Source organism: Stenotrophomonas sp. CCNWLW57 (assembly GCF_037203925.1).
Taxonomy (GTDB): domain Bacteria; phylum Pseudomonadota; class Gammaproteobacteria; order Xanthomonadales; family Xanthomonadaceae; genus Stenotrophomonas; species Stenotrophomonas rhizophila_A.
The window spans coordinates 1-24,013 of record NZ_JBBCBJ010000008.1; the positions used below are offsets into that span (position 1 = coordinate 1).

General features: G+C 67.3%; 21 protein-coding genes. 14 read left to right on the plus strand and 7 right to left on the minus strand.

Annotated elements, in window-relative coordinates:
* Positions 1 to 260 precede the first annotated feature (260 nt).
* On the minus strand, positions 261 to 1,472 hold the full coding sequence (gene tyrS, locus V9K91_RS17375; RefSeq protein WP_095362653.1) for a tyrosine--tRNA ligase: 1,212 nt from the start codon (positions 1,470 to 1,472) through the stop codon (positions 261 to 263).
* A 167-nt stretch (positions 1,473 to 1,639) separates the two neighbouring features.
* Here tyrS and V9K91_RS17380 point away from each other — a divergent pair, with 167 nt between their 5' ends.
* Positions 1,640 to 3,103: a peptidoglycan DD-metalloendopeptidase family protein gene (locus tag V9K91_RS17380; RefSeq protein WP_095362624.1), complete on the plus strand. Its 1,464-nt coding sequence runs from the start codon at positions 1,640 to 1,642 to the stop codon at positions 3,101 to 3,103.
* A 66-nt stretch (positions 3,104 to 3,169) separates the two neighbouring features.
* Positions 3,170 to 4,294 (plus strand): anhydro-N-acetylmuramic acid kinase, encoded by a 1,125-nt coding sequence (locus V9K91_RS17385; protein WP_336443687.1) that lies wholly within the window; start codon positions 3,170 to 3,172, stop codon positions 4,292 to 4,294.
* Between the two features lie 10 nt (positions 4,295 to 4,304).
* Here the strand turns inward: V9K91_RS17385 and V9K91_RS17390 are convergent, their stop codons facing one another.
* The 3 genes from V9K91_RS17390 to V9K91_RS17400 form a co-directional block, all read right to left on the minus strand.
* Positions 4,305 to 4,532, minus strand: a complete 228-nt coding sequence (locus tag V9K91_RS17390) for a hypothetical protein (protein ID WP_095362623.1) — start codon at positions 4,530 to 4,532, stop codon at positions 4,305 to 4,307.
* 94 nt (positions 4,533 to 4,626) lie between these two features.
* On the minus strand, positions 4,627 to 5,922 hold the full coding sequence (locus V9K91_RS17395; RefSeq protein WP_336443686.1) for an MFS transporter: 1,296 nt from the start codon (positions 5,920 to 5,922) through the stop codon (positions 4,627 to 4,629).
* Positions 5,919 to 6,719 (minus strand): exodeoxyribonuclease III, encoded by an 801-nt coding sequence (locus V9K91_RS17400; protein WP_068848720.1) that lies wholly within the window; start codon positions 6,717 to 6,719, stop codon positions 5,919 to 5,921. Before V9K91_RS17400 ends, V9K91_RS17395 begins: the two co-directional genes overlap by 4 nt.
* Positions 6,720 to 6,882: 163 nt before the next feature.
* On the opposite strand from V9K91_RS17400, the gene pyrE reads away from it, so the two are divergent.
* The 8 genes from pyrE (at position 6,883) to V9K91_RS17440 (ending at position 16,323) form a co-directional block, all read left to right on the plus strand.
* Entirely contained in the window at positions 6,883 to 7,542 is a 660-nt protein-coding gene (pyrE, locus tag V9K91_RS17405) for an orotate phosphoribosyltransferase (protein WP_068848718.1), read from the plus strand.
* Between the two features lie 15 nt (positions 7,543 to 7,557).
* The gene (locus V9K91_RS17410) at positions 7,558 to 8,226 is read left to right on the plus strand and encodes a hypothetical protein (protein WP_068848715.1); all 669 of its coding nucleotides are present in this window, start codon (positions 7,558 to 7,560) and stop codon (positions 8,224 to 8,226) included.
* A gap of 144 nt (positions 8,227 to 8,370) precedes the next feature.
* Positions 8,371 to 8,463, plus strand: a complete 93-nt coding sequence (locus V9K91_RS17415; protein WP_068848713.1) for a potassium-transporting ATPase subunit F — start codon at positions 8,371 to 8,373, stop codon at positions 8,461 to 8,463.
* A 12-nt stretch (positions 8,464 to 8,475) separates the two neighbouring features.
* A complete protein-coding gene (gene kdpA, locus V9K91_RS17420) occupies positions 8,476 to 10,188 on the plus strand; it encodes a potassium-transporting ATPase subunit KdpA (RefSeq protein WP_336443685.1) in 1,713 nt (570 codons plus the stop codon).
* Positions 10,189 to 10,199: 11 nt separating this feature from the next.
* Positions 10,200 to 12,251: a potassium-transporting ATPase subunit KdpB gene (gene kdpB / locus V9K91_RS17425; protein WP_336443684.1), complete on the plus strand. Its 2,052-nt coding sequence runs from the start codon at positions 10,200 to 10,202 to the stop codon at positions 12,249 to 12,251.
* Positions 12,248 to 12,925, plus strand: coding sequence for a potassium-transporting ATPase subunit KdpC (gene kdpC, locus V9K91_RS17430; RefSeq protein WP_249833616.1), 678 nt, complete (start codon positions 12,248 to 12,250; stop codon positions 12,923 to 12,925). Before kdpB ends, kdpC begins: the two co-directional genes overlap by 4 nt.
* Positions 12,926 to 12,962: 37 nt before the next feature.
* Positions 12,963 to 15,623, plus strand: a complete 2,661-nt coding sequence (locus V9K91_RS17435) for a sensor histidine kinase KdpD (RefSeq protein ID WP_095362619.1) — start codon at positions 12,963 to 12,965, stop codon at positions 15,621 to 15,623.
* Entirely contained in the window at positions 15,604 to 16,323 is a 720-nt protein-coding gene (locus tag V9K91_RS17440; protein WP_184126098.1) for a response regulator transcription factor, read from the plus strand. Before V9K91_RS17435 ends, V9K91_RS17440 begins: the two co-directional genes overlap by 20 nt.
* Before the next feature lie 58 nt (positions 16,324 to 16,381).
* On the opposite strand, the gene V9K91_RS17445 is transcribed toward V9K91_RS17440, so the two are convergent.
* Genes V9K91_RS17445 through coaBC form a run of 3 tightly spaced genes read right to left on the minus strand, consistent with a single transcriptional unit; the run spans position 16,382 to position 20,465 of the window.
* Positions 16,382 to 18,724 (minus strand): phosphomannomutase/phosphoglucomutase, encoded by a 2,343-nt coding sequence (locus V9K91_RS17445; protein ID WP_336443683.1) that lies wholly within the window; start codon positions 18,722 to 18,724, stop codon positions 16,382 to 16,384.
* 14 nt (positions 18,725 to 18,738) lie between these two features.
* Entirely contained in the window at positions 18,739 to 19,212 is a 474-nt protein-coding gene (dut, locus tag V9K91_RS17450; RefSeq protein ID WP_093532951.1) for a dUTP diphosphatase, read from the minus strand.
* Entirely contained in the window at positions 19,209 to 20,465 is a 1,257-nt protein-coding gene (gene coaBC, locus V9K91_RS17455) for a bifunctional phosphopantothenoylcysteine decarboxylase/phosphopantothenate--cysteine ligase CoaBC (protein ID WP_068848698.1), read from the minus strand. The genes dut and coaBC overlap by 4 nt, the downstream gene beginning before the upstream one ends.
* Positions 20,466 to 20,691: 226 nt before the next feature.
* Between coaBC and V9K91_RS17460 the strand changes: the two genes are divergently transcribed.
* The 4 genes from V9K91_RS17460 to radC all read left to right on the plus strand — a co-directional run bounded on the left by V9K91_RS17460 (position 20,692) and on the right by radC (position 23,999).
* Positions 20,692 to 20,925 (plus strand): hypothetical protein, encoded by a 234-nt coding sequence (locus V9K91_RS17460; protein WP_217538841.1) that lies wholly within the window; start codon positions 20,692 to 20,694, stop codon positions 20,923 to 20,925.
* An 89-nt stretch (positions 20,926 to 21,014) separates the two neighbouring features.
* A complete protein-coding gene (locus V9K91_RS17465; protein WP_306989980.1) occupies positions 21,015 to 22,439 on the plus strand; it encodes a hypothetical protein in 1,425 nt (474 codons plus the stop codon).
* Between the two features lie 229 nt (positions 22,440 to 22,668).
* Positions 22,669 to 23,079 (plus strand): hypothetical protein, encoded by a 411-nt coding sequence (locus V9K91_RS17470; RefSeq protein ID WP_095362610.1) that lies wholly within the window; start codon positions 22,669 to 22,671, stop codon positions 23,077 to 23,079.
* Positions 23,080 to 23,300: 221 nt separating this feature from the next.
* The gene (radC, locus tag V9K91_RS17475; RefSeq protein ID WP_095362609.1) at positions 23,301 to 23,999 is read left to right on the plus strand and encodes a DNA repair protein RadC; all 699 of its coding nucleotides are present in this window, start codon (positions 23,301 to 23,303) and stop codon (positions 23,997 to 23,999) included.
* Positions 24,000 to 24,013 lie beyond the last annotated feature (14 nt).

Sequence of the window (24,013 nt, forward strand, 5' to 3'; positions counted from 1 at the left end):
TCGTCGTGCGACCCGGAGGTCTTTTCGTCGAAGCGAGCCGCCTATTATGTCAGGCTTTTCGTTTCCGTCAACACCTTCTTTCGAAGAAGTTGAAGTCCTGTTCCTTCGCGGTTGCCGCCTTGCGGTGGCCCCTGCGTCGGGGGAGGGAAAGTATGTCCCCAACCGCCTCGTTTGTGAAGGGGGTGCATGACTTTTTTTCACGGTTTTGTGCATTCATTCATGCTGGTTCCGCGCCCGAAGGCGCGAAACCCTTGTGGCGCTTAGGCGGCGACCAACAACACGCGTGCGAAGTTGCGCTTGCCGACCTGCAGCAAGCCCTCGAAGCCGGGCACGAACAGCTGCTGGGCGTCGTCCACCACCTCGCCGTCCACCTTCACCGCACGCTCCTTGAGCTTGCGCGAGGCCTCCGAGTTGCTCGGGGTCAGGCCGGCTGCGGTGAGCAATGCACCAATCCGCAGGCCTTCAACGGGAATGGCCACTTCCTGCAGGGGCAACAGGGTCACATCGCCCTGCCCGGTCACGGCAGCGTTCCAGCCGGCAATGGCCAGCTCGGCCGCGTCGGCATCGTGGAAGCGGGTGGTGAGCTCGCGCGCCAGGCGCAGCTTCACCTCACGCGGGTTCAGAGTGCCGGCGGCGACCTGCTCGCGCAGGCTGACCGCCTCGGCCTGGCTGATCTCGAAGGAAAGCAGCTCGATCCAGCGCCACATCAGGTCGTCGCCGATCTTCATGGTCTTGGTCACCATGTCGATCGCCGGTTCGCTGATGCCGATGTAGTTGTTGAGCGACTTGGACATCTTGGCCACGCCGTCCAGGCCTTCCAGCAGCGGCATGGTCAGCACGATCTGCGGCTTCTGCCCGTAGTGCTCCTGCAGGCCACGGCCCATGAGCAGGTTGAACTTCTGGTCGGTACCGCCCAGTTCGACGTCCGCTTCCAGCGCCACCGAGTCGTAACCCTGCACCAGCGGGTACAGGAACTCGTGCAGGGCGATGGACTGCTGGGCCGCATAGCGCTTGGCGAAGTCGTCGCGCTCGAGCATGCGCGCCACGGTGTGCTGGCCGGCCAGGCGGATCATGTCGGCCGCGCCCATCTTGCCGAACCACTCCGAATTGAAGCGCACTTCGGTCTTTTCGCGGTCCAGTACCTTGAACACCTGCTCTTCATAGGTGCGCGCATTGGCCAGCACGTCGTCCTTGCTGAGCGGCTTGCGGGTGACGTTCTTGCCCGAGGGGTCGCCGATCATCCCGGTGAAGTCGCCGATCAGGAAGATGACCTGGTGGCCGAGGTCCTGGAACTGACGCAGCTTGTTCAGAAGGACTGTATGGCCCAGGTGCAGGTCCGGGGCGGTGGGGTCGAAACCAGCCTTGACCCGCAGCGGGCGGCCGCTTTCCAGCCGCTGGCGCAGCTCCTCGATCTTGAGGATTTCATCGGCGCCACGGCCGATCTGGGCAAGGGCTTGTTCAATCGAGGACACGTGCAACTCCCGGCGATGCCTTATTTACATGAATGACGTTAAGTACAAGTTAACCGCAAGCGCTTCACAAAAGCCAATAGGCACAAGGGTTTGACGCGATATTTATACCTGTCTATGTTACCGACGTTTGGGCCCGCGCTCCCGGGTCAGCCAGGAACACACCGACGATGCTGAATACCGATCAAGGCCGCGCGCGCAAGCAGCGCTTCAAGGAACGCCTTCACGTTCTCCACGACACCGCCCTGCATCGGAAGCTTCGACAGCATCTTCCCGCTGCTTTCAATGAGCGCTGGACCCGCCGCCACTGGATGCACGCCAGCCTGTTCGCCACCATCGGCGCCCTGGTGGCCACTATTGTCCCCGGCTTCTCGCACACCATCGAGTCGCCCTACTCGGTCAGCCATTCCACGCTGGCCCTGCCCTTGCCGCCGCTGTCCCAGGAGCGCCTGCAGCAGGTGCCGGGCGACAGCTGGCAGGTACTGCGCGTGCAGCGCGGCCAGACCCTGAGCAACCTGTTCGACGAGGCCGGCATTTCGCCCACGGTGATGCACCAGGTGCTGGAGCACCCCGGTGCGCGCGACGCGCTGACCAAGCTGCGCCCCGGCGCGGAAATTGCCTTCGACCTGCCGCTGAGCGGGGAGCTGCGCACGATCCGCTTCGACCGCGATGCCGACAACCGGGTGGAGCTGTCGCTGAAGGGCGAACAGATCACCGAGAAGGTCAGCAAGCGTGAGAGCTCCACCCGCCGGGTGGTGACCAGCGGCGAGATCACCAGTTCGCTGTACGCGGCGGCGCGCAAGGCCGGGCTGTCGCCGTCGGCCATCGCGACGATGACCGACGAGATCTTCAAGTACGACATCGACTTCTCCAAGGACCTGCAGCCGGGCGACCGCTTCAGCGTGGTGATGGATGAGACCTGGCGCGAAGGCGAGAAGGTGGACACCAGCAAGATCCTGGCGGCGACCTTCACCTCCGGCGGCAAGACCTACAGCGGCTTCCGCTTCGACCGCAACGGCAAGTCCGAGTACTTCGACGTGAGCGGGCGCCCGCTGAAGAAGAGCTTCATCCGCATGCCGATTCCCTTCGCCCGCCTGAGCTCGACGTTCGGGGCGCGCAAGCACCCGGTGCTGGGCAAGATGCGCATGCACAAGGGCGTGGACTACGCCGCGCGCACCGGCACCCCGATCATGGCCGCCGGCGATGCCCGCGTGCAGTTCGCCGGCGTGCAGCGCGGCTACGGCAACGTGGTGATCCTGGACCACGGCCGTGGCCACACCACCCTGTACGGGCACATGTCGCGCTTTGGCAAGATCAAGACCGGCCAGCGCGTGGCGCAGGGCACGGTGATCGGCTACGTGGGCTCAACCGGCCTGGCCACCGGCCCGCACCTGCACTACGAATTCCGCGTCAACGGCGTGCACCGCAACCCGCTGTCGGTGACGATGCCGCCGCCGGAGCCGCTGCAGGGCAGCGAGCTGGTCGCCTTCCGCGCGCAGACCGCGCCGGCGCTGGCCCGCATCCAGGGCATGGAGAAGCTGATCTACGCCGACGCCAGCCCGGCGCCGAAGGCCGACCAGGCCGCTACCACCACGGCCAGCGCGGCCAAGCCGGCCAAGGGCAGCCGCGGCTGATCGCATGCATTGACGGCGGCAACAGGTTGCGCGGAAGCTGCACGCACCCTGTTGAACCGCCTGGCCATGACTTCAGCTGATCCGCATACCCCGCTCTACCTGGGCCTGATGTCCGGCACCAGCGCCGATGGCATCGATGCCGCGCTGGTGCAGTTTCCCGCCGAGGGCGGCTGCCGCTTCGTCGATGGGCTCACCCACCCCTGGGACCCCGCCATCCGCGCCGAGCTGGTGGCGCTGGGCGAAGGCGGCGAGCTGGGCTCACTGGATACGCTGGGCCGGATCGATGCGCAGATCGGCATCACCTTCGCGGCCGCCGCCAACCGCCTGCTGGAACAGGCCGGGGTGAGCCCGGCGCAGGTGCGGGCGATCGGTTCGCACGGGCAGACGGTGCGGCACCGGCCGCTGGCCGATCCGGCATTCACCTGCCAACTGGGCGATGCCAACCGGATTGCCGAGCTGACCGGCATCACCACGGTGGCCGACTTCCGCCGCCGCGACGTGGCCGCCGGTGGGCACGGGGCGCCGCTGATGCCGGCCTTCCACCTGGCGATGCTGGGCACGGCCGATGAGGACCGGGCGGTGTTGAACCTGGGCGGGATCGCCAACCTGACCCTGATTCCGCGCGTGGGCACCCCGCGTGGCTTCGATACCGGGCCGGCCAACGCGCTGATGGATGCGTGGTGCGAGCGGCATACCGGCACGCCGTTCGATGCCGATGGCGCGTTTGCCTCCAGCGGGCAGGTGGATGAAGTGCTGCTGGAGCACTGGCGGGCCGAACCGTGGTTCGCGCTGTCGCCGCCGAAGAGCACCGGGCGCGAGCAGTTTCATCTGGCGTGGGCCGAGGCGGCGATGGCCGGCCGCACCCTGGCGCCGGCGGACGTGCAGGCGACGCTGCTGGAACTGACGGCGGCCACGGTGGCCGACGCGCTGCTGGCCCACCTGCCGGAAGCAACGCGGGTGCTGGTGTGCGGCGGCGGTGTTCGCAACCCGCAGCTGCTGCGCAGACTCAGCGCGCGGTTGCCCGGGGTGGTGGTCGAGTCCAGTGCAGTGCACGGGCTGGACCCGGATTACCTGGAAGCGATGGGGTTTGCGTGGTTGGCGCACCGGACGCTGCAGGGGTTGCCGGGCAACCTGCCCAGCGTGACCGGGGCGCGCGGGCCGCGGATATTGGGCGCCATTCACCCAGCGTGATGGGTGCTGCCTAGAACGCCTTTACGTCCGGCAGCGCCTGCAGGGCTGCTATTGCGTCGGCCAGGGCATTCACTTCGGGGTCGTGGAAGCCGCTGCGGACTTCCAGTTCGCTGGCGAACAGGCCCTGCTCGAGCAGGACCACGCAGGTGTGTTCGCGGGTCCAGCCGCGTGCGACGGCGACCCGGCGGATGCGCTCGTTCAGCAGCGGATCGAGATCGCGCAGCACCAGATCAGCCATGTGTATTCCCCCGTTGGCAACGCACCGCCCCCACGGCACAACGGGGTCGATGATGGCCCACTGTACGCCGCGCGGCAACCGCTCGCCTGTTCGGTCAGGCAGCGCTGCGGTCGCGGATGCGGGGCCACAGCCAGACCAGCAGCAGCAGGGTCGGGATGACCGTGGCCGAGCTCAGGATGAAGAAGGTGCTGTACGAGGTCGCCTCGACGATGTACCCCGAGGCGCCACCGACGAACTTGCCGGGCAGGTTGGCCAGCGACACCAGCAGGGCGTACTGGGTGGCGGTGAAGTTCCGGTCGGTCAGCGAAGACATGAACGCTACCAGCACGGTGCCGGCGAAGCCCTGGAACAGGTTGTCGGCACAGAGTGCTGCATAAAAAGCCCAGAGCTGGCCGGGGTTCTGCGCCATCAGCAGGAAGGCCAGATTGGACAGTGCCACGCCGAGCGCGGCCACCAGCAGCATGCGGCGGAAGCCGAACGCCGCCACGGCGATACCGCCGAGGAAGGCGCCACCGATGCCCATCCACACCCCGAACAGCTTGGACACGGTGGCGATGTCGGCCTTGGTGAACCCCGAATCCAGGTAGAACGGACCGGCCATCACGCCGATCACCTGGTCGGGGAACTTGAACAGCCCCACGAATGCCAGCAGTACCACCGCCAGGACCACGCCATTGGTGCTGAAGAAGCTGGCAATCGGCTGCCAGAACGCGCCGAAGAAATCGATCCGGCGCTGGATCCGCACTTCCGGCTGGGCCGGTTCGCGGCACACCAGAGTGGTGATGATCGGTATCAGCATCAGCGATGCCATGGCCAGGTAGGCCACGATCCACCCTTCGAATTGAGCCAGGTACAGCGCACCGGCGCCGGCCAGGATCAGGCCGATGCGGTAACCGAGCGTGTAGGTGGCGGCCAGCGCGGCCTGCGCGCTTTCCGGCGCGATCTCGATCCGATAGGCATCCACCACCGAATCCTGGGTGGCACCGGCGAAGGACGCGACCAGCACCCACAGCACCAGCGGGGTTACGCCAAGCTCGGGACGCACGAAGGCCAGCGCGAACAGGCCGCCGGTAACGCCCAACTGGGAGACCAGCAGCCATGAACGACGGCGGCCCAGGACGCCGATCAGCGGGAAGGCATAGCGATCAATCAGCGGCGCCCAGAGGAACTTGAGCAGGTAGAAGAAGCTGGCCAAGCTGATCAGGCCGATGCTGTGCAGGTCCAGCCCGACATCGCGCAGGCGCGTGGACAGGGTCTGCGAGGCGATGAGCAGGAACGGCAGGCCGCTGCCAAAACCCAGGAAGGCCATGGTCAACGCCGACGGCGTGCCGAAGGCACGCTTGATCCCGGCCCAGCCCTTGTAGCTCACCGGCACTGCCGCTTCACTCATGGGGCGTAGTCCACCGTGAACGGGGCATGGTCGGAGAAGCGTTCATCGCGGTAGATCGAGCAGCCACGCAGGCGATCGCGCAGGCCGGGGCTGACGAACTGGTAATCGATGCGCCAGCCGACGTTGTTGGCGCGGGCCGCGCCGCGGTTGCTCCACCAGGTGTAATCCTCGCCGGTGGGGTGCAGCAGGCGGTAGGCGTCGGTCCAGCCCTGGCCGCCGGCCACGTCCAGCGCCTGGCCGGCATCCACGCACTGGCCATTGAGCCAGTCGCGCTCGGGCGGCAGGCAGCCGGAGTTCTTCTGGTTGGATTTCCAGTTCTTGATGTCCAGCGCGGAGCGGACGATATTCCAGTCCCCGCACAGCACGTAGTCGCGGCCGCTGGCCAGCCACTGGGCCAGGATCGGGCGCAGCCACTCCATCACTTCGTACTTGAAGCCCTGGCGCAGGTCGCCGGAACTGCCGGAGGGGATATAGAAGGACACCACGCTGAGGTTGCCGTAGCGGGCTTCGATGTAACGGCCTTCGTCGTCGAACGGGGCCCAGCCCAGCGAGGTGATGACCTGGTCGGGCTCACGCTTGCTGTAGATGGCCACGCCGCTGTAGCCCTTCTTGGTGATCGCGTCACGGTAGAAGCAGTGGTGGCCGTCCGGGCGGAACATGGGATCGGTCAGCTGGTCTTCCTGGGCCTTGGTCTCCTGGATGCAGAGCACGTCGGCATCTTGGGCACGGAACCACTCGAGGAAACCCTTGGTGGCGGCGGAACGGATGCCATTGGCGTTGAAACTGATGATGCGCATGCTGACCCGGGTCTGGTACGTAACGGGCAAAGCATACCGGGTTGCCCGGCCCATCGGCTGGCCGGATCCGGCCATTGCAGGGGCCTGCGGCGGCCGGTCGCGAGCCTGAATTGCCGGTCATGCTTTACGATCTGCGCTCCAAGAGAATTGAATAGAGCGTTAGATGAGCGACCACCGTCACCGTTTCCTGCAGCTGGCCTTGACCGCCGATGCGCTGCGTTTTGGCCAGTTCACCCTCAAGTCGGGCCGCCTGAGCCCCTATTTCTTCAATGCCGGCCGCTTCGATTCGGGCGCCAGCATGGTCCAGCTGGCCGCTTGCTACGCCGACGCGGTGGAAGCCACCGGGCTGAAGTTCGACGTGGTGTTCGGCCCAGCCTACAAAGGCATTCCGCTGGCCACCGCCACCGCCTGTGAATTCGCCCAGCGCGGCCGCGACCTGCCGTTGAGCTTCAACCGCAAGGAAGCCAAGACCCACGGTGAAGGCGGCAACCTGATCGGCGCGGACATGAACGGCAAGCGCGTGCTGATCGTGGACGATGTGATCACCGCCGGCACCGCCATCCGCGAGGCGCTGGGCATCATCAAGCAGGCTGGCGGCACCCCGGCCGGCATCGTGGTAGCGCTGGACCGCCAGGAAATCGCCTCGGAAGACGACCGCCGTTCGGCTGCCCAGGCCGTGGCCGAAGAGGCCGGCATTCCGGTGGTGGCCGTGGCCACGCTGGCCGACCTGCTTGATTTTGCCTCCGGAAATCCGGAACTTGTCGGATACCGGCAGCCGCTGGAGGACTATCGGTCCCGTTACGGCAGCCGTCCTACGCGTTGAGAGCAGGGGGCTCCCATGTCCAGGATTGCCACGTTCACCATCATTGGCCTGCTGCTGGCCGCGCCTGTGCTCACGGCCCAGGCCCAGAGCAAACACAGCAACACGCCGGCCAAACCGAAGAAGCTGTTCTGCTGGAACGAGGGCAAGGAGCGGATCTGCAGCGATGCCCTGCCCCAGGACGCGGTGAACAGCGCCCGTGAGGAGTTCAGCGTCAACAGCGGCCTGCGCAAGGGCGGGGTGGACCGCACCCTGACCGAGCAGGAGCGCGCCGATGCCGCCGTGGCCGCCGCGCAGCGCCAGCTCGACCAGGCCGCCGAAGATACCCGCCAGCGCACCGAGCAGGCCATGCTGTCCACCTACCAGGACGAGGCCGACCTGCGCCGGGTGTTCGTGGAGCGCACCGGGATCCTGGACAATAACGTGCAGACGGCCAACTACAACGTGGCCAGCCTGCGCAGCGCGCTGGTGACCCTGCTCGGCAGCGCGGGCGACCGCGAACTGGCCGGCCAGCCGGTGGCCCCCAAGCAGGCCGAGGACATCCGCCTGCGCCACGCCGAGCTGGTGGCGCAGAAGCGCATGCAGGACTCCTACGTGGAGCAGCGCAAGGCGCTGGATGTGGAGATCGAGGAAACCCTGCAGCGGTACCGGCTGTTGAAGGGCGTTTCTACCGACCCACGCGGGTAAGGTGAAAGCAGCGAAAGGGCGGATGCGCGGGCATCCGCCTTTTTTTATGCACTCTTTACGGGTTGGGCACGGGGCGGGCGTGGAGCGTTTACGCCGTTGGGGAACACGATGGCGGCCTCCCTTCCCTACTACTGAGAACGCCCCGTGCCTGCCTGGCTTTCCTTCGTGAGCGGCGTGCTGGTGCTCGTTGCCGCCGCCTACCTGCTGTACGTCGTGCTTGCGCCCGAAAAGTTCTGACCGGAGCCGACCATGACCGAGATTCTGTTGATTGTGCTGGCCAGCATCGTGCTGGCCTTTCCGCTTGGGCTGTACCTGGCCCGGGTGATGCGCGGTGGGCCGATGCGCGGCGACGCGCTGTTCGGCTGGATTGAAAGGCCGCTGTACCGCGTGCTGGGCGTGAACCCGGCGCGCGGGATGTCCTGGCGTGGCTATGTGGGCGCGTTCCTGCTCAGCAACCTGGTCATTGCCGTGCTGGTGCAGGCGGTCTTCATGACCCAGGCCTGGCTGCCGTTCAACCCCGACCAGATTCCCAACATGCGCTGGGATACGGCGCTGCACACGATGGTGTCGTTCCTTACCAACACCAACCAGCAGCATTACTCCGGCCAGGCGCAGCTGTCCTACTTCTCGCAGATGACCGCGATCACCGGCCTGCAGGTGGTCACCCCGATGATGGGGCTGGCGCTGGTGGTGGCCACGTTGCGTGCGCTGTTCGGCACGGCGCCGGAAGGCGATGCCGCCGAACCCGCGCTGCCTGCCGACCGCCGGATCGACGTGGGCAACTACTACGCCGACGTGGTGCGTTCGTGCGTGCGCTTCATGCTGCCGCTGTGCCTGCTGTGGGCGGTGCTGCTGACCAGCCAGGGCGTGCCCTCGACGTTGGCCGGTGGTCCGACTGCCACGCCGATCGATGCAGCCGCGGGCATGGAAACCCAGAAACTGCCACTGGGCCCGGTCGCGGCGATGGTGGCGGCCAAGCAGCTGGGCACCAATGGCGGTGGCTGGTACGGCCCCAACAGCAGCATGCCGCTGGAGAACCCGACCCCGCTGTCCAACGCGCTGGAGCTGATCGGCATCCTGCTGATCCCGATCGCGGTGGTGTTCATGCTGGGTGCGTTCACCGGTCGCAAGCGCCTGGCGGCGCTGGTGTTCGGCTGCATGCTGGCGATGTCGAGCGTGTCGATCGCCGCCACGGTGTGGCTGGAGGGCCATTCGGCCACCGCCGCCAGCCCGCTGCTGATGGAAGGCAAGGAAGTACGCTTGGGTGCGGACGGCACCGGGTTGTGGGCGGCGATCACCACCCAGGTTTCCAACGGCTCGGTCAACGGCATGCATGACTCGCTGAGCCCGCTGGCCGGCGCGGTGCCGATGGTCAACATGTTGATCAACGCGATCTGGGGCGGCATCGGCTGCGGCCTGCAGCAGTTCATCGTGTACCTGCTGCTGGGCGTGTTCCTGGCCGGGCTGATGACCGGGCGCACGCCCGAGCTGCTGGGCCGCAAACTGGAAACCCCGCAGGTGAAGCTGCTGGCGCTGCTGGTGCTGCTGCAGCCGATCACCATCCTGGCGTTCACCGCGATCACCCTGGCCATTCCGTCGATCACCGGCACCTCCAACCCCGCGTTCCATGGGGTGAGCCAGGTGTTCTACGAGTACGTATCGGCGTTCGCCAACAACGGCTCGGGTTTCGAAGGGCTGGGCGATGCCACCCCGTGGTGGAACCTGAGCTGCACCCTGGTGCTGCTGCTGGGCCGCTACCCGGTGCTGGTGATTCCGCTGATCGTCTGCGCCCAGCTGGCCGCCAAGCGGCGTGCGCCGGAATCGGCCGGCACGCTGCAGATTGAAACCCCGACCTTCGCGCTGACCCTGATCGCGCTGATCGTCATCCTGACCGTATTGCAGTTCATGCCGGCGCTGGTGCTGGGCCCGGTTGCCGACCACCTGTCGCTGACGCTGCGCTGAGACGTGAAACCATGAGTACCTATCCCTTGAATGCAGCTCCTTCCCGCCGCCCGAGCCTGCTCGACGCAGCCGGCCTGCGCCGGGCTTTGCGCGATGCGGTGATCAAACTGTCGCCGCGCCACCTGGTGCACAGCCCGGTGATGGCGGTGGTGATGGTGGGCACGCTGGTGAGCCTGCTGGTCACGCTGACCGGCAACGCGCCGCTGGGCTTCGGCCTGGTGGTGACCGCGATCCTGCTGTTGACCGTGCTGTTCGGCAACTTCGCCGAAGCGGTGGCCGAGGCGCGCGGCCGCGGCCAGGCCGCCTCGCTGCGGCGTGCCCGCCAGGATCTCAGCGCGCGCCGGCTGGCCGCCGCCCATGCCGGGGCCAGCGAAACCCAGGTGCCGGCCGCCGAGCTGCGCCCGGGCGACCACGTGATCGTCAGTGCCGGCGAGCTGGTGCCGGCAGATGGCGAGATCGTGCAGGGCCTTGCGACCATCAACGAAGCGGCGGTGACCGGTGAATCGGCACCGGTTCTGCGCGAGGCCGGTACCGACCGCAGTGGCGTGATCGGCGGCACCAAGGTGCTGTCGGACCAGATCATCGTGAAGATCACCGCCGAGCCGGGCCACAGCTTCCTGGACCGGATGATCGCGCTGGTGGAAGGCGCCAACCGGCAGAAGACGCCGAACGAAGTGGCGCTGACCCTGCTGCTGGCCGCGATGACGCTGACCTTCCTGGTGGTGGTGGCCACACTGCCCGCCATCGGCGCCTTCGTCGGGGTCAAGGTCGACCCGCTGCTGCTGATCGCGCTGCTGGTGTGCCTGATTCCGACCACCATCGGCGGGCTGCTGCCGGCCATCGGCATCGCCGGCATGAACCGTGCGCTGGCGGCCAACATCCTGGCCAAATCGGGCAAGGCGGTGGAAGTGGCCGGCGACGTGGACGTGCTGCTGCTGGACAAGACCGGCACCATCACCCACGGCGACCGCCAGGCGACCCACTTCCACGCGCTGGCCGGCATTGAAGCGACGCAGCTGCGCGAAGCGGCGCTGCTGTCGTCGTTGGCCGACCCGACCCCGGAAGGCAAGTCGGTGGTGCGGCTGGCACGCGAGCAGGGCTGCACCACCGCTGAGCCAGACCGCGCGGACTACCTCGCTTTCAGCGCACAGACCCGCATGTCCGGCGTGGACCTGGACGGCGGCCGGCGCATCCGCAAGGGCGCGGCCGATGCGATCACTGCATATGTCCGCGAGCTGGGCGGCACCGTGCCGGCCGAGCTGGCCGGGCGGGTGGAACAGGTGGCACGCAACGGCGCCACCCCGCTGGTGGTCTGCGAAGGCCGCCACGTGCTGGGCGTGATCGAGCTGAGTGACGTGGTCAAGCACGGCATGCGCGAGAAGTTCGCGCAGCTGGGCGCGATGGGTATCCGCACGGTGATGATCACCGGCGACAACCCGCTTACCGCCGCGGCGATTGCGGCCGAAGCCGGCGTGGACGACTACATCGCCGAAGCGCGCCCGGAAGACAAGCTGGCCCGCATCCGCGCCGAACAGGCCGGTGGCCGGCTGGTGGCGATGGTGGGCGATGGCACCAACGATGCCCCCGCACTGGCCCAGGCCGACATCGGCCTGGCGATGAACTCCGGCACGCAGGCGGCCAAGGAAGCCGGCAACATGGTGGACCTGGATTCGGACCCGACCAAGCTGCTGGCGGTGGTGGAAGTGGGCAAGCAGCAGTTGATCACGCGCGGTGCGCTGACCACGTTCTCGCTGGCCAACGACGTCTCCAAGTACTTCGCGATCCTGCCGGCGCTGTTCGCCGCCACCCTGCCGGCCATGTCCACGTTGAACGTGATGCACCTGTCCAGCCCGCGCAACGCGGTGCTGGCGGCGCTGATCTTCAACGCGCTGGTGATTCCGGCCCTGATTCCGCTCGCCCTGCGTGGCGTGCGCTTCCGCCCGGCCACGGCCACCGCGCTGCTGCGCCGGAACATGCTGGTGTACGGGCTGGGCGGCGTGCTGCTGCCGTTCGCGGCCATCAAGCTGATCGACCTCCTCCTCTTCTCGGTATTTGGCGCATGAACCGCTCCGCTGCTGCTTCGCTTTCCCGCCCGGCGCGTGCGCGCGCCGCCACTCCGGTGTCATTGCAGCACACCGGTGCGCTGCGCCCGGCCATCGGCCTGGGCGTGGCCAGCCTGCTGCTGCTCGGCCTGGCGTATGCCGTGGCCACCACCGGCCTCAGTGCCGCGTTGTTCCCCGTGCAGGCCGAGGGCAGCCTGCTGCTGGACAACCACCAGGTGCGCGGCTCGCGCCTGGTGGCCCAGCCGTTCGTGGGCGACGGCTACTTCCAGACGCGCCCGTCGGCGGCCAACTACGACCCGATGGCCGCCGCCGGCAGCAACCTGGCGCGCAGCAACCCTGCCCTGCAGGAACGCGTCGCCGAGGCGACCCGGACCGTGGCAGCGCGCGAAGGCATCGCCGTGGACGACGTGCCGAGCGACCTGGTCACCCAGTCGGGCGCGGGCATGGACCCGGAGCTGTCGCCGGCCGCCGCTGCGGTGCAGGTCAAGCGCGTGGCGGGCAACCGCGGCCTCAGCGTGGAACAGGTGCAGGCGCTGGTGCAGGCGCATACGCAGGGCCCGCAGTGGGGCGTGTTCGGGCAGCCCCGGGTGAACGTGATGACGTTGAACCTTGCCTTGGACGGGTTGAAGAACACCCAGGCGGCACCCGGTGCGACGGAGACGACTACGCGATGATGTCGCCTTGCCACCGAACGGCGCACACTCTGCCCCCATGACCGACTCCCGCACCCGACAGGCCGACGCACTGGTGGAGAGCCTGCAGCGCGAGGCCGGCGGCAAGCTCACCGTATTCCTGGGCGCCGCCCCCGGCGTGGGCAAGACCTACAGCATGCTCGGCCGCGCGCACGAGCAGCTGCGCCGCGGCGTGGACGTGGTGGTGGGGCTGGTGGAAACCCACGGCCGCGCCGAGACCTCGGCGCTGCTGGAGGGCCTGCCGCAGGTGCCGCTGCTGCAGCGTGAGTACCAGCAGCATGCGCTGCAGGAAATGGACCTGGATGCAGTGCTGGCCCGCCGCCCGGCGCTGGTGCTGGTGGATGAGCTGGCCCACCGCAACGTGCCGGGCAGCCGCCACGAGCGGCGCTGGCAGGATGTGATGGAGCTGCTGGACGCCGGCATCGACGTCTGGACCACGCTCAACATCCAGCACCTGGAAAGCCTCAACGATGTGGTGATGCGTATCACCGGGGTGCGGGTCAGCGAGACCGTGCCCGATGCGGTGCTGGACCGCCTGCACGATATCGTGCTGGTGGACCTGCCGCCGCGCGAACTGATCGAGCGCCTGCAGCAGGGCAAGGTGTACGTGCCCGAACAAGCCGCGCAGGCGCTGCAGGCGTTCTTCTCGCCCGCCAACCTGACCGCGCTGCGCGAGCTGGCGATGCAGGAGGCGGCCGACCGGGTCGACAACAGCCTGCGTGAAACCCGCGCCGCGCGCGGGGAAGGCAACCTGCCGCTGCGCCGGCGGGTGCTGGTGGCGATCGATGGCGGCGGCCAGAGCGAGTACCTGGTGCGCGTGGGCCGGCGCATTGCCGAGCGCCGCGATGCGCCCTGGACCGTGGTGACCGTGCAGCGCCGCCGCGAAGACGACAGCACCCGCCGCGAGATCGACGCTGCCTTCGCACTGGCGCGGCGGCTGGGCGGCGAGGCCGAGCTGCTGCATGGGCCCAGCATTGCCGATGCACTGCTCGACCACGCCGCGCACAACAGCGTGTCCACCCTGGTGCTGGGCCGCACCCGCGAACGGCCGTTCGCACGCATGCTCAACCGCACGCTGACCCAGCAGTTGATCCAGCGCGGCGCGCACTTTGAAATCACCATCATCGGCACCCCGCAGGCGCGCGCGCGTGCGCGCCGCCATGGGTTGTCGATGCCCACGCTGAGCACCGGCCGCGACACCGTGCTGGCGCTGGTGGCCACCGCGCTGGCCTGCCTGGTGGCGCTGGTAGCCGAACGCTGGGTGGGGCTGTACGACCTGTCGATGGTGTTCATCGTGGCGGTGGTGGTGGTGGCCGCGCGCAGCCGCACCAGTGCGGCGGTGATGGCCGCGGCACTGTGTTTCCTGGCCTACAACTTCTTCTTCATCGCCCCGCGCTTCACCTTCGCGATCAGCGCGCGCCAGGGCGTGATCACCGTGTTCCTGTTCCTGGTGGCGGCGCTGGTGGCCGGGCGGTTGGCCTCGCGCCTGCGCATGCAGGTGGTGGCGCTGCGGGCGGCCAACCGGCATGCGAACGCGCGCCAGGTGCTGGGGGGCCAGCTGACCCGTGCCCCCAACAACGAAGCGGTGGCGCAGGCCGGGCGCGAGGCGCTGGAGCAGGCACTGGATGCGCCCGCCTGGTTGCGCATTGGTGCCGACACCAGCACCAGCGGCAGTGCTGCGCCCGGCGACACCGATCTGGCCGCGGCCGACTGGGCGCACCGCCACGGCCAGCCCAGCGGCCGCTTCACCGACACGCTGGCCGGCGCGGAGTGGTGGTTCCTGCCCCTGCTGGATGGCGACGAGCGCGCCATCGGCGTGGCCGGCATGCGCTTCCCGCGCAGTGCGCCGCGCTTGACCCCGGAACAGCGCCAGCTGGCCGAGGCGATGGTGGATGACATCGCGCAGGCCGCGCTGCGCACGCGGCTGGTGGCCGACCTGGAAAAGGCGCACGTGAACAACGAGACCGAGCGGCTGCGTTCGGCACTGCTGTCGTCGGTGTCGCACGACCTGCGTTCGCCGCTGGCGGCGATGATCGGCTCGGCCGACAGCCTGTCCAATTATGCCGAGGCGATGGATGCCAGCGACCGCCGCGCACTGCTGGATACCATCCTGGTGGAAGGTGAGCGGCTGGACCGCTACATCCAGAACCTGCTGGACATGACCCGGCTGGGCCACGAAGGACTGAAGATCAACCGCGACTGGATCGGCGTGGACGAGCTGGTCGGCTCGGCCGCGCGCCGCCTGCAGCGCTACCAGCCCGACGTACGCCTGCAGCTGGATATTCCCAGCACGCTGGGGCCGATCTGGGTGCACCCGGCGCTGGTGGAACAGGCGGTGTTCAACGTGATGGAGAATGCAGCGAAATTCTCCCCGCCCGGCGCGGCGGTGGAAGTACAGGCGCGGCTGGTGGACGGCGAGCTGCGCATCGATGTGCTCGACGCCGGCCCCGGCATTCCCGATGACGAACGCGCGCGGATCTTCGACATGTTCTACAGCGTGGAGCGCGGCGACCGCGGCCGGCATGGCACCGGGCTGGGCCTGACCATCACCCAGGGCATGGTCGGCGCGCATGGCGGCAGCGTGCAGGCGCTGCCGGGCCGCGACGGACGCGGTACCCTGATCCGCATCACGCTCCCCCTGCTGCAACCCCACCCTGCCGATGACCCCGACGATTCCTGACCCTTCCCATGGCGTGCCACCGGCGCGCGTGCTGGTGATCGACGATGAAGCGCAGATCCGCCGCTTCCTCGACATCAGCCTGCGCGCGCAGGGTTATCGGGTGCTGCAGGCCGCGACCGGGCAGGCGGGACTGGAACTGCTGGTGGGCGAAGGCGCCGACCTGGTGATCCTGGATATCGGCCTGCCGGACATGGAAGGCCACCAGGTGCTGGCCGAGCTGCGCCAGTGGAGCCAGGTGCCGGTGATCATGCTGACGGTGCGCGCCAGCGAAACCGAGAAGGTGCTGGCACTGGACAACGGCGCCAACGACTACGTGACCAAGCCGTTCGGCACCCAGGAGCTGATGGCGCGGGTGCGTGCGCTGCTGCGCACGCGCACGGTATCGGCCGATGGAGTGTTGCCGCATTTCGATGACGGCCACCTGCATATCGACCTGGTGCGCCGCGAAGTGCACCTGGACGGCGCACCCGTGGCGTTGACCCGCAAGGAGTACGCGTTGCTTTCGCTGCTGCTGCGCAACGCCGGCCGGGTAGTGACCCAGCCGCAGATCCTGGCCGAGATCTGGGGGCCGACCCACCAGCACGACACGCACTATCTGCGCATCCTGGTGGGCAAGCTGCGGCACAAGCTGGGTGATTCGGCGCTGGATTCGCGTTACCTGTTCACCGAGCCCGGCGTGGGTTTGCGGTTCAAAGGGTGATGGCCGACCACAGGTCGGGCATCACCCGGTAGGTACCGACCGTTGGTCGGTACTCCTTTCAGAACCCCAGTTCGACGCCCGGCAGCAGTGGCTGCAGCTGTTCGCGGAACAGGGTCTTGATGCGCTCCAGCGCGGCCTCGTCGTTGCCTTCGAAACGCAGCACCAGCACCGGGGTGGTGTTGGAGGCGCGCAGCAGGCCCCAGCCGTCCGGGAAGTCCGCCCGCAGGCCATCGATGGTGGACAGGCGCGCGCCGGCGAACGGCGAATCCTCCACCTGCGCGGCCGACACGAACATCGACACCAGCGCGTGCGGGGTACCCGATTCCACCGGCACCTTCAGCTCCGGGGTGGACACGCTGTCGGGCAGCTCGTCGAGCACTTCCGACGGGGTTTCTTCGCGCTGGGCCAGGATTTCCAGCAGGCGCGAGGCGGCGTACAACCCATCATCGAAGCCGAACCAGCGCTCCTTGAAGAAGAAGTGACCGCTCATCTCACCGGCCAGCTCGGCATCGGTTTCGCGCATCTTGGCCTTGATCAGCGAATGCCCGGTTTTCCACATCATCGGGCTGCCGCCGTTGCGCAGCACGTAATCGGACAGCTTGCCGCTGCACTTCACGTCGTAGATCACCAGCGCGCCGGGATTGCGCTGCAGCACATCGGCCGCGAACAGCATCAACAGGCGGTCGGCGTAGATGATCCTGCCTTCGCGGGTAACCACGCCCAAACGGTCGCCATCGCCATCGAAGGCCAGGCCGATATCCGCATCGAAGCGCTTCACGGTCTGGATGAGGTCTTCCAGGTTGTCCGGGTCGCTCGGGTCGGGGTGGTGGTTGGGGAAGGTGCCATCCACATCGCAGTACAGCGGAATGACTTCGGCACCAATGGCTTCCAGCAGCGGCTGGGCCAGTTCGCCGGCAACGCCGTTGCCGGCATCGGCCACCACCTTGATCGGGCGGTCCAGCTGCACGTCATCGGCAATGCGCTGGATGTAATCGGCGTTGACGTCGCGCTGCTGCAGGCTGCCCGGTTCGGCTGCCACGTGCAGCTGGCCATCGCGGATGCGCTGGTACAGCTCGGTGATGGCATCGCCGGAGAGGGTCTCGCCGCCGACCACGATCTTGAAGCCGTTGTAGTCCGGCGGGTTGTGGCTGCCGGTGACGGCAACGCAGCTGCCGGCACGCAGGTGGTAGCTGGCGAAGTACACCACCGGGGTGGGCGCCAGGCCGATGTCGGTGACATCGCAGCCGGCGCGGCGCAGGCCTTCGATCAGGCTGGCGCTCAGTTCCGGGCCGGACAGGCGGCCATCGCGGCCCACCACGATGTCGCGCAGCCCCTGCACCTGCAGCACCGAGCCGATGGCCTGGCCGATCAGCACCGCCACCTGCGGGGTGAGCTCGCGACCGATCACGCCGCGGATGTCATAGGCGCGGAAGATGCCTTCCGGCACCTCATGGCCCGGGCCGGTGGGCAGCGGCGGCGGTGCCACGCCCGAACCGGCGCCCGGGGCCGGCTCCAGCAGCGGCTCCTGTACCAGGCTTTCGCGCAGGGTCGGGCCATGGTCGGCCTCGCTGGCGGCGGCGCGGCGGCGCGGCAGGGGCACGCGGCCCTTGCCGAACTGCAGCATGCCGGCGATGGCCAGCAGCAACAGCGCGACGATGATGGACGGAATCGCGCCCAGGCCCAGCGGACCCGGTTCGATGTCAGGCACGGCGGCCGCCAGGCGCAGGCCGGTCTTGCCGATCGGACGGGCCAGGCCTTCGGCGCCCTGCGACAGGGCGGTGTCGCCCTGCTCAATGATGTTGTGGGTGCCCTGGCGCAGCGCCAGGTAGCCAGCGGACGGCACGCGCACCTGGTCAAAGGTGCCGGTCAGGCGCAGCAACGGCTGGCGTACGTAGATCACGGCCGGCCCCGTGGTGCCCAGCTGCACCGGCACGGCAAGGCCCAGGCGCTGGCCACCGGCGTCGCGCACCACGCGCGCCACCACGGTATCGCCGGCGATGGCCGATTCCAGCAGGCCCAGGCGGGCATACCCGAAGGCCTTGGGGTCGGCATAGGCCTGGTCCAGGTCGGCGGTGAGCACCTGCACGTCTTCGGTGCCCGGCCAGCCTTCACGCACGGCCAGTGCGGTGGCATCGGCATCGCCGGCGGCCAGCGCGGTACTGACCCGTTCGCTTTTCACCAGGGTGCCCAGCTGGCTGCTCTGCCCTTTGAGTGCGGCGTCCACGCCCTGCACGATCTGGTCGCGGGACTGTTCCAGCGCCTGCCCTACCGAGGCCTGCCGCCATTGCCGCACCCCGCTCCAGGCAAACCACAGCGCCAGCAGGGTCAGCAACCCCACCAGCAACAGCCCGTTACGTTTGCTTGTCAATCGCGGCTGTCCTTCCGCCGTTGCCTTGCTCATTGATGTTCCCCCTGTCAGCGCACCCCGGTATGGCCGAATCCACCCGTTCCCCTGGCGCTGTCGGTGAAAGTATCCACTACCTGCAGGCCGACGCGTGCAATCGGCAGCACAACCAACTGTGCAATACGGTCACCGGGTTGCAGCGTGAAGGCTTCGCGGCCGCGGTTCCAGGCGCTGATCAGCAGCGGGCCCTGGTAATCGGCGTCGATCAGGCCGGTGCCGTTGCCCAGCACGATGCCGTGGCGATGGCCCAGCCCGGAGCGCGGCAGCACTACCGCGCACAGGTTCGGATCTTCAATGTGGATGGCGATGCCGCTGGGAATCAGCGCCGTATCCCCCGGCTGCAGGGTGAGCTCGGTTTCCAGCGCGGCGCGCAGGTCCATGCCGGCGCTGGCTTCGGTGGCGTAGGCCGGCAGCGGCCAGGTATCACCGAAGCGGGGATCGAGCAGCTTCACCTGCAGCGCGTGCAGGGACGGGGCTTGGGTCATGCGTGCAACCTCTGGGCAATCAGGGACAACAGTTGTTCGGCCAGCAGCGCCTTGGTGGTACCGGGGAACACCTGCTCCCCGCCCTGCCAATAGGCGGTGGCTGCATTCTCATCGCTTTCGAAGCCGCCGTTTGTGATGCCCACCTGATTGGCGATCACCAGATCCAGCCGCTTGTCGACCAGCTTGCCGCGCGCGTACTTCTCCACATCGTGGGTTTCGGCGGCAAAGCCGACCACCAGCTTGAGCGCGTTGGTCTGCTGGGCCACCTCGGCCAGGATGTCCTGGGTGCGCACCAGCTCCAGCGTGAGGGTCTGGGTGCCGGCGGTTTTCTTCAGCTTCTGCGGGGCCACCTGGCGGGGGGTGTAATCGGAGACGGCGGCGGCGCCTATATAGATGTCGGCCGGCAGCGCATCCAGCACGGCGCTGCGCATCTGCGCGGCCGAGCGCACGTCCACCCGCTGCACCCCGGCCGGGGTGGCCAGGTGCACCGGGCCGCTGACCAGCACCACCTGCGCGCCCTGGCGCACGGCAGCGGCGGCCAGCGCGTAGCCCATCTTGCCGCTGCTGCGGTTGCCCACGTAGCGCACCGGGTCCAGGTCTTCATAGGTGGGGCCGGCACTGATCACTACGCGCAGGCCTTTCAGCTCCTGGGGGGATTCGGGCGCATCGGCGGGGCCCTGCAGGGCGGCCAGCGCGGCCACGATGGCATGTGGTTCGGTCAACCGGCCGGGACCGGATTCGCCCTCGGCCAGCGGGCCGTCTTCCGGGCCGACCACCTGCGCACCGCGTTCGCGCAGCAGGCTGATGTTGGCCTGGGTGGCCGGGTGGAGCCACATGCGGTGGTTCATCGCCGGGCACACGGTGAGCGGCGCGGTGGTGGCCAGGCACAGGGTGGTGACCAGGTCATCGGCATGGCCGTTGGCCAGCCGGGCCAGCAGATCGGCCGTGGCCGGGGCGACGATGATTCGGTCGGCCCAGCGGGCCAGCTCGATATGGCCCATGGCCTGTTCGGCCGCGCTGTCCCACAGGGTGGTGCGGGTCGGCTGGCCGGACAGGGCCTGGAAGCTCAGCGGGGTAACGAACTGCTGGGCCCCGGCGGTCATGGCGACCTGCACCTGGGCCCCGGCGTCGCGCAGGCGGCGCACCAGTTCCAGCGACTTGTAGGCCGCAATGCCGCCACCCACGCACAACAACAGCTTCTGGCCTGCCAGCGGGCGCGCCTGCGCCGGGGAAGCCTGGGGGGAGTCAGCCACCTGCGAATTTCCTGTCGAACCGAGGCGATTAGCTTACCCGATGGGGTGTGCGGGGCTGATGCCCCAGGGGCATAAGGAGTGGGTTTTTGGTCATGAAGGCCTGGCGGGTGCCTCTCGTGGGGCGGCCTGCCCTTGCGGTATGCGAACATCCTGCGCTTGCGACCTACCGGCGGACGGGGAATTACTCCGGCAGGTCAGCTCTGAAGCGTGACAAGGGAAAATCACGATGCCTGTTGAAGAAATTGCAGGAAGCCTGCTCGGCGGCATTGGCAGGTTCATTGCCTGGATGTTCGTTGACCTGCTGTTCCATACCGTCATATTGGGCACCGGCTATATGGTCCTGAGCGTGCTGGCGCCGAATAAGGAGCGTTCGGAGAATGCCTGTGCTGCTGCCGGCCTGATCACCTGGGCTCTGATTGCGCTGACCGTGTTCGGAATCTATCGCGCCACACTGGCATAGCCGTCCAGGCAAGTTGACAACTTGTCCAGTGCATCGCGCGTTGCGGTTGTTAGCATTGAATGCAGTAGATCAAGGATCGTGAACTGCCTGTGGCCACCTCGTCTTCCCCTGTTGTATTGGACACCCCCCTTACCTGCGAGGACGCGTTCGCAGAGATCGAACGACGCGTTCGCGCCGGCGTGCATCCCGACCGCATCCGGTTGGGCCATAACGAGCGCGCCCTGTATTGGGTGTGCAACAGCAGCCTGCTTCACCATGACGGTCCGGACGAGGCCACGATTGTCGGGCGCATCGAGGCGCACCTGGCGCTGATCTCCCTGCTGCTGGCCAAGGGTGCGGATCCCAACAAGGCAGCCGGACGTGGCGCCACACCCCTCTCGACCACCTGCCGGGACTTCATCTTCAGCCCGGCCGCGTGGGCGGTGGAGAAACTGCGCCGGCTCCTCGCCGCCGGAGCGAACCCTCGCCTGACCAAGGATTCGCCGATCTGCACTGTGCTTGGCCTGCGCGACATGCGCGGCGAAGTGTGGAACTCGGCGTTTGATGCGGATGCAGATCCGGCGGAGATGGGTTACATCTTCGAGGCCATCGACGCGCTGCTGCAGGCCGGCGCCAGCATGGAAGCCATGGACCACCGGCAGATGTATACACCGCTGTTGATCGGCGCGTACCTTGGCAGTGTGCCGCTGCTGCGGTTCCTCGCGGAGCGCGGTGCCAACGTGCACGTGGTCAATCCCTCCGGTTCCAACGCGCTGATGTATGCGGCGGGCGATGTGGACGGACTGAAAGCCAGCCGCGGTGGCATCTCCACCACATGGCACCGGATGGGCGACCCGGTGGCCGTTGCCCGCCTGTTGATCGAATGGGGCCTGGATCCGGCCGCTGCCAACGATCGCGGCCGCACGCCGCTCACGCTGGCGTTGAACGCCGGCAATGTTGACGTGGCGGCGGTGGTGGCAGAAGCCCTCGCGGGACACGGCAAACTTCTGAAAGCGGATGTGCGCCGGTTCAAAGGTACGGAGGTGGAGGCGCAGGTGGCAGCACTGGCCACCAGCGGCCGCACGAGCAAGCCGCCCAGGACGCAGGCGAAGCCGGTGGGTGCCGCGCAGGCCGCTTCATGGGACCGCGCGCGCCAGGAGATGAACCACCCTGATGCATGGCAGCGCCCTGCCTGGTTCTGCGCCTACAACAAAGCATTGTTCGAACACCTGGCCAGCGGCGGCCACCCGGCCATTCCGGTAAACCTGCTGTACGCCGATTACACCGACGCGCTACGCACGCTGCGCCTGTCGAAGACCAAGGACTGGATCAGCCGCAGCGGGGTGGTGACGGTGAAGCCGGACATCGTGACCTGGGACAGCCTGCGTATCAGCTATTCGCATCTAGATGGAGATGACCTGATCTGCCGAGAGGAGATCGTCATGCCGATGTCGCCGGAGCAGCAGCCTGGCATCGAGGTCGTAGCGCAAGCGGTGGGGGGAATGACTTCCCGCTATTTCAAGATGCCAGCCTGATCCTTCCAGCGTGCGGGAAGGTTTGGTCGCAGCCGAAGCTCTGCTCAAACAGCAGGCTGCTTCGTGCCTTGTCGTTGACTACCCGCGAAACGATGCCGGTCCCGACAGCCTGCAACTTTGATCCATAGATTCTTCCGAAACTGGGACGAGCTCTTCAACTTGAGGTGTCACCCGACCATAGAATTCGCGCCATACGGATTCAGCAAAGAATTGATGCAAGGGGCTGCAGATGCAATCAGCGAAGACCAAATGGCTTGCATATACAGTGCTCGTCGGCCTGATACCGATCTGCTCCAGGCTACTCGTGTGGCTCGTGACCAAAGAAGGCAGCCTCGAACCCTTCGCGCCCCAGGATTTCATTGCATTCGGGCTGGTTCTTCATATCTCCAACATCAACGAGATTGAGCATCTTGTCAGTGCTGACAGGGCATGGAAGACAACCCAGAACACCGTATCCGCCTTCTTTATTGCAATTCATGGCGTTCTTTTCTGCTCAACCCTGATCGGGGGCGACGCCATTAATCAGCAGGCAATCATGTACTGCGTCGCTGTCATCGCACTGGTTTCGCTCGCGATCAGCTATTCCTTGTTCACTCGCATCTCGAAAATCCAAATGGACCATCCGGAGCGTGTCCCATGACAACAGCACTCATCGCCGCCACGGTAGTAATCTCTATCGCAGGTTTCGGCTTCGCAGCATGGACGTTGATTCAATCGCACAAAGACGTGCAACGCCAAAGGGAACGCGATCACGCTGAATGATCTGCGACGAAAATGGAAGGCATGGCAATGGTGCTTCCCCACCAAGTCACGCGGCAGTTTCCTATGCCCTCCGCTTGCCCGAACGCCGACACTGGCCGAATGGCAATCAAACATTGGCCCGAGCACGATCGTCCGCGGGAGAAGCTGGTCAAGCTGGGCCCCGAAGCCCTCTCTGACTCTGAACTGCTGGCCCTGTTCATCGGCAGCGGCTGCAATGGGCTGGATGCGGTGCAGAGTGCCCGTCGCCTGCTCGAAAACCATGGCCCGCTGCGCAGGCTCATGGACATGGATGCCATCAGGCTGAGGAAGCTGCCTGCTCTCGGCCCCGCGCGTGCCTGCAAGCTGGTCGCCGCCTTGGAGTTGGCCAGCCGCCATCTGCTGGCCGACCTGGAGCGCGGCGACAGCATCTGCGATCCCGGCTCGGCCGGGCGCTACTTCAAGCTGCGGTTGCGAGCGCGACCCCAGGAGGTGTTCGCCGTGCTGTTCATGGACACGCGCAACCGCACCTTGGCGTATGAAGAGCTGTTCACCGGCACCATCGACACGGCGACCGTGTACCCGCGGGAGGTGGTGAGGCGGGCGTTGCTGCACAACGCGGCAGCGGTCATTGTCAGCCACAACCACCCGTCCGGCCGGGCCGAGCCGTCGGCCTCCGACCGGGAGATCACCTACCAACTCTTTGAAGCCCTGGGGCTGGTCGGGGTCCGGCTGGTAGACCATGTGGTGGTGGGCGACGGCCCGCCGGTGTCCATGGCCGAACGGGGCTGGCTCAAGCGCGACCCGTTCGCCCGCACCTGAACGGCCCGGTCAGC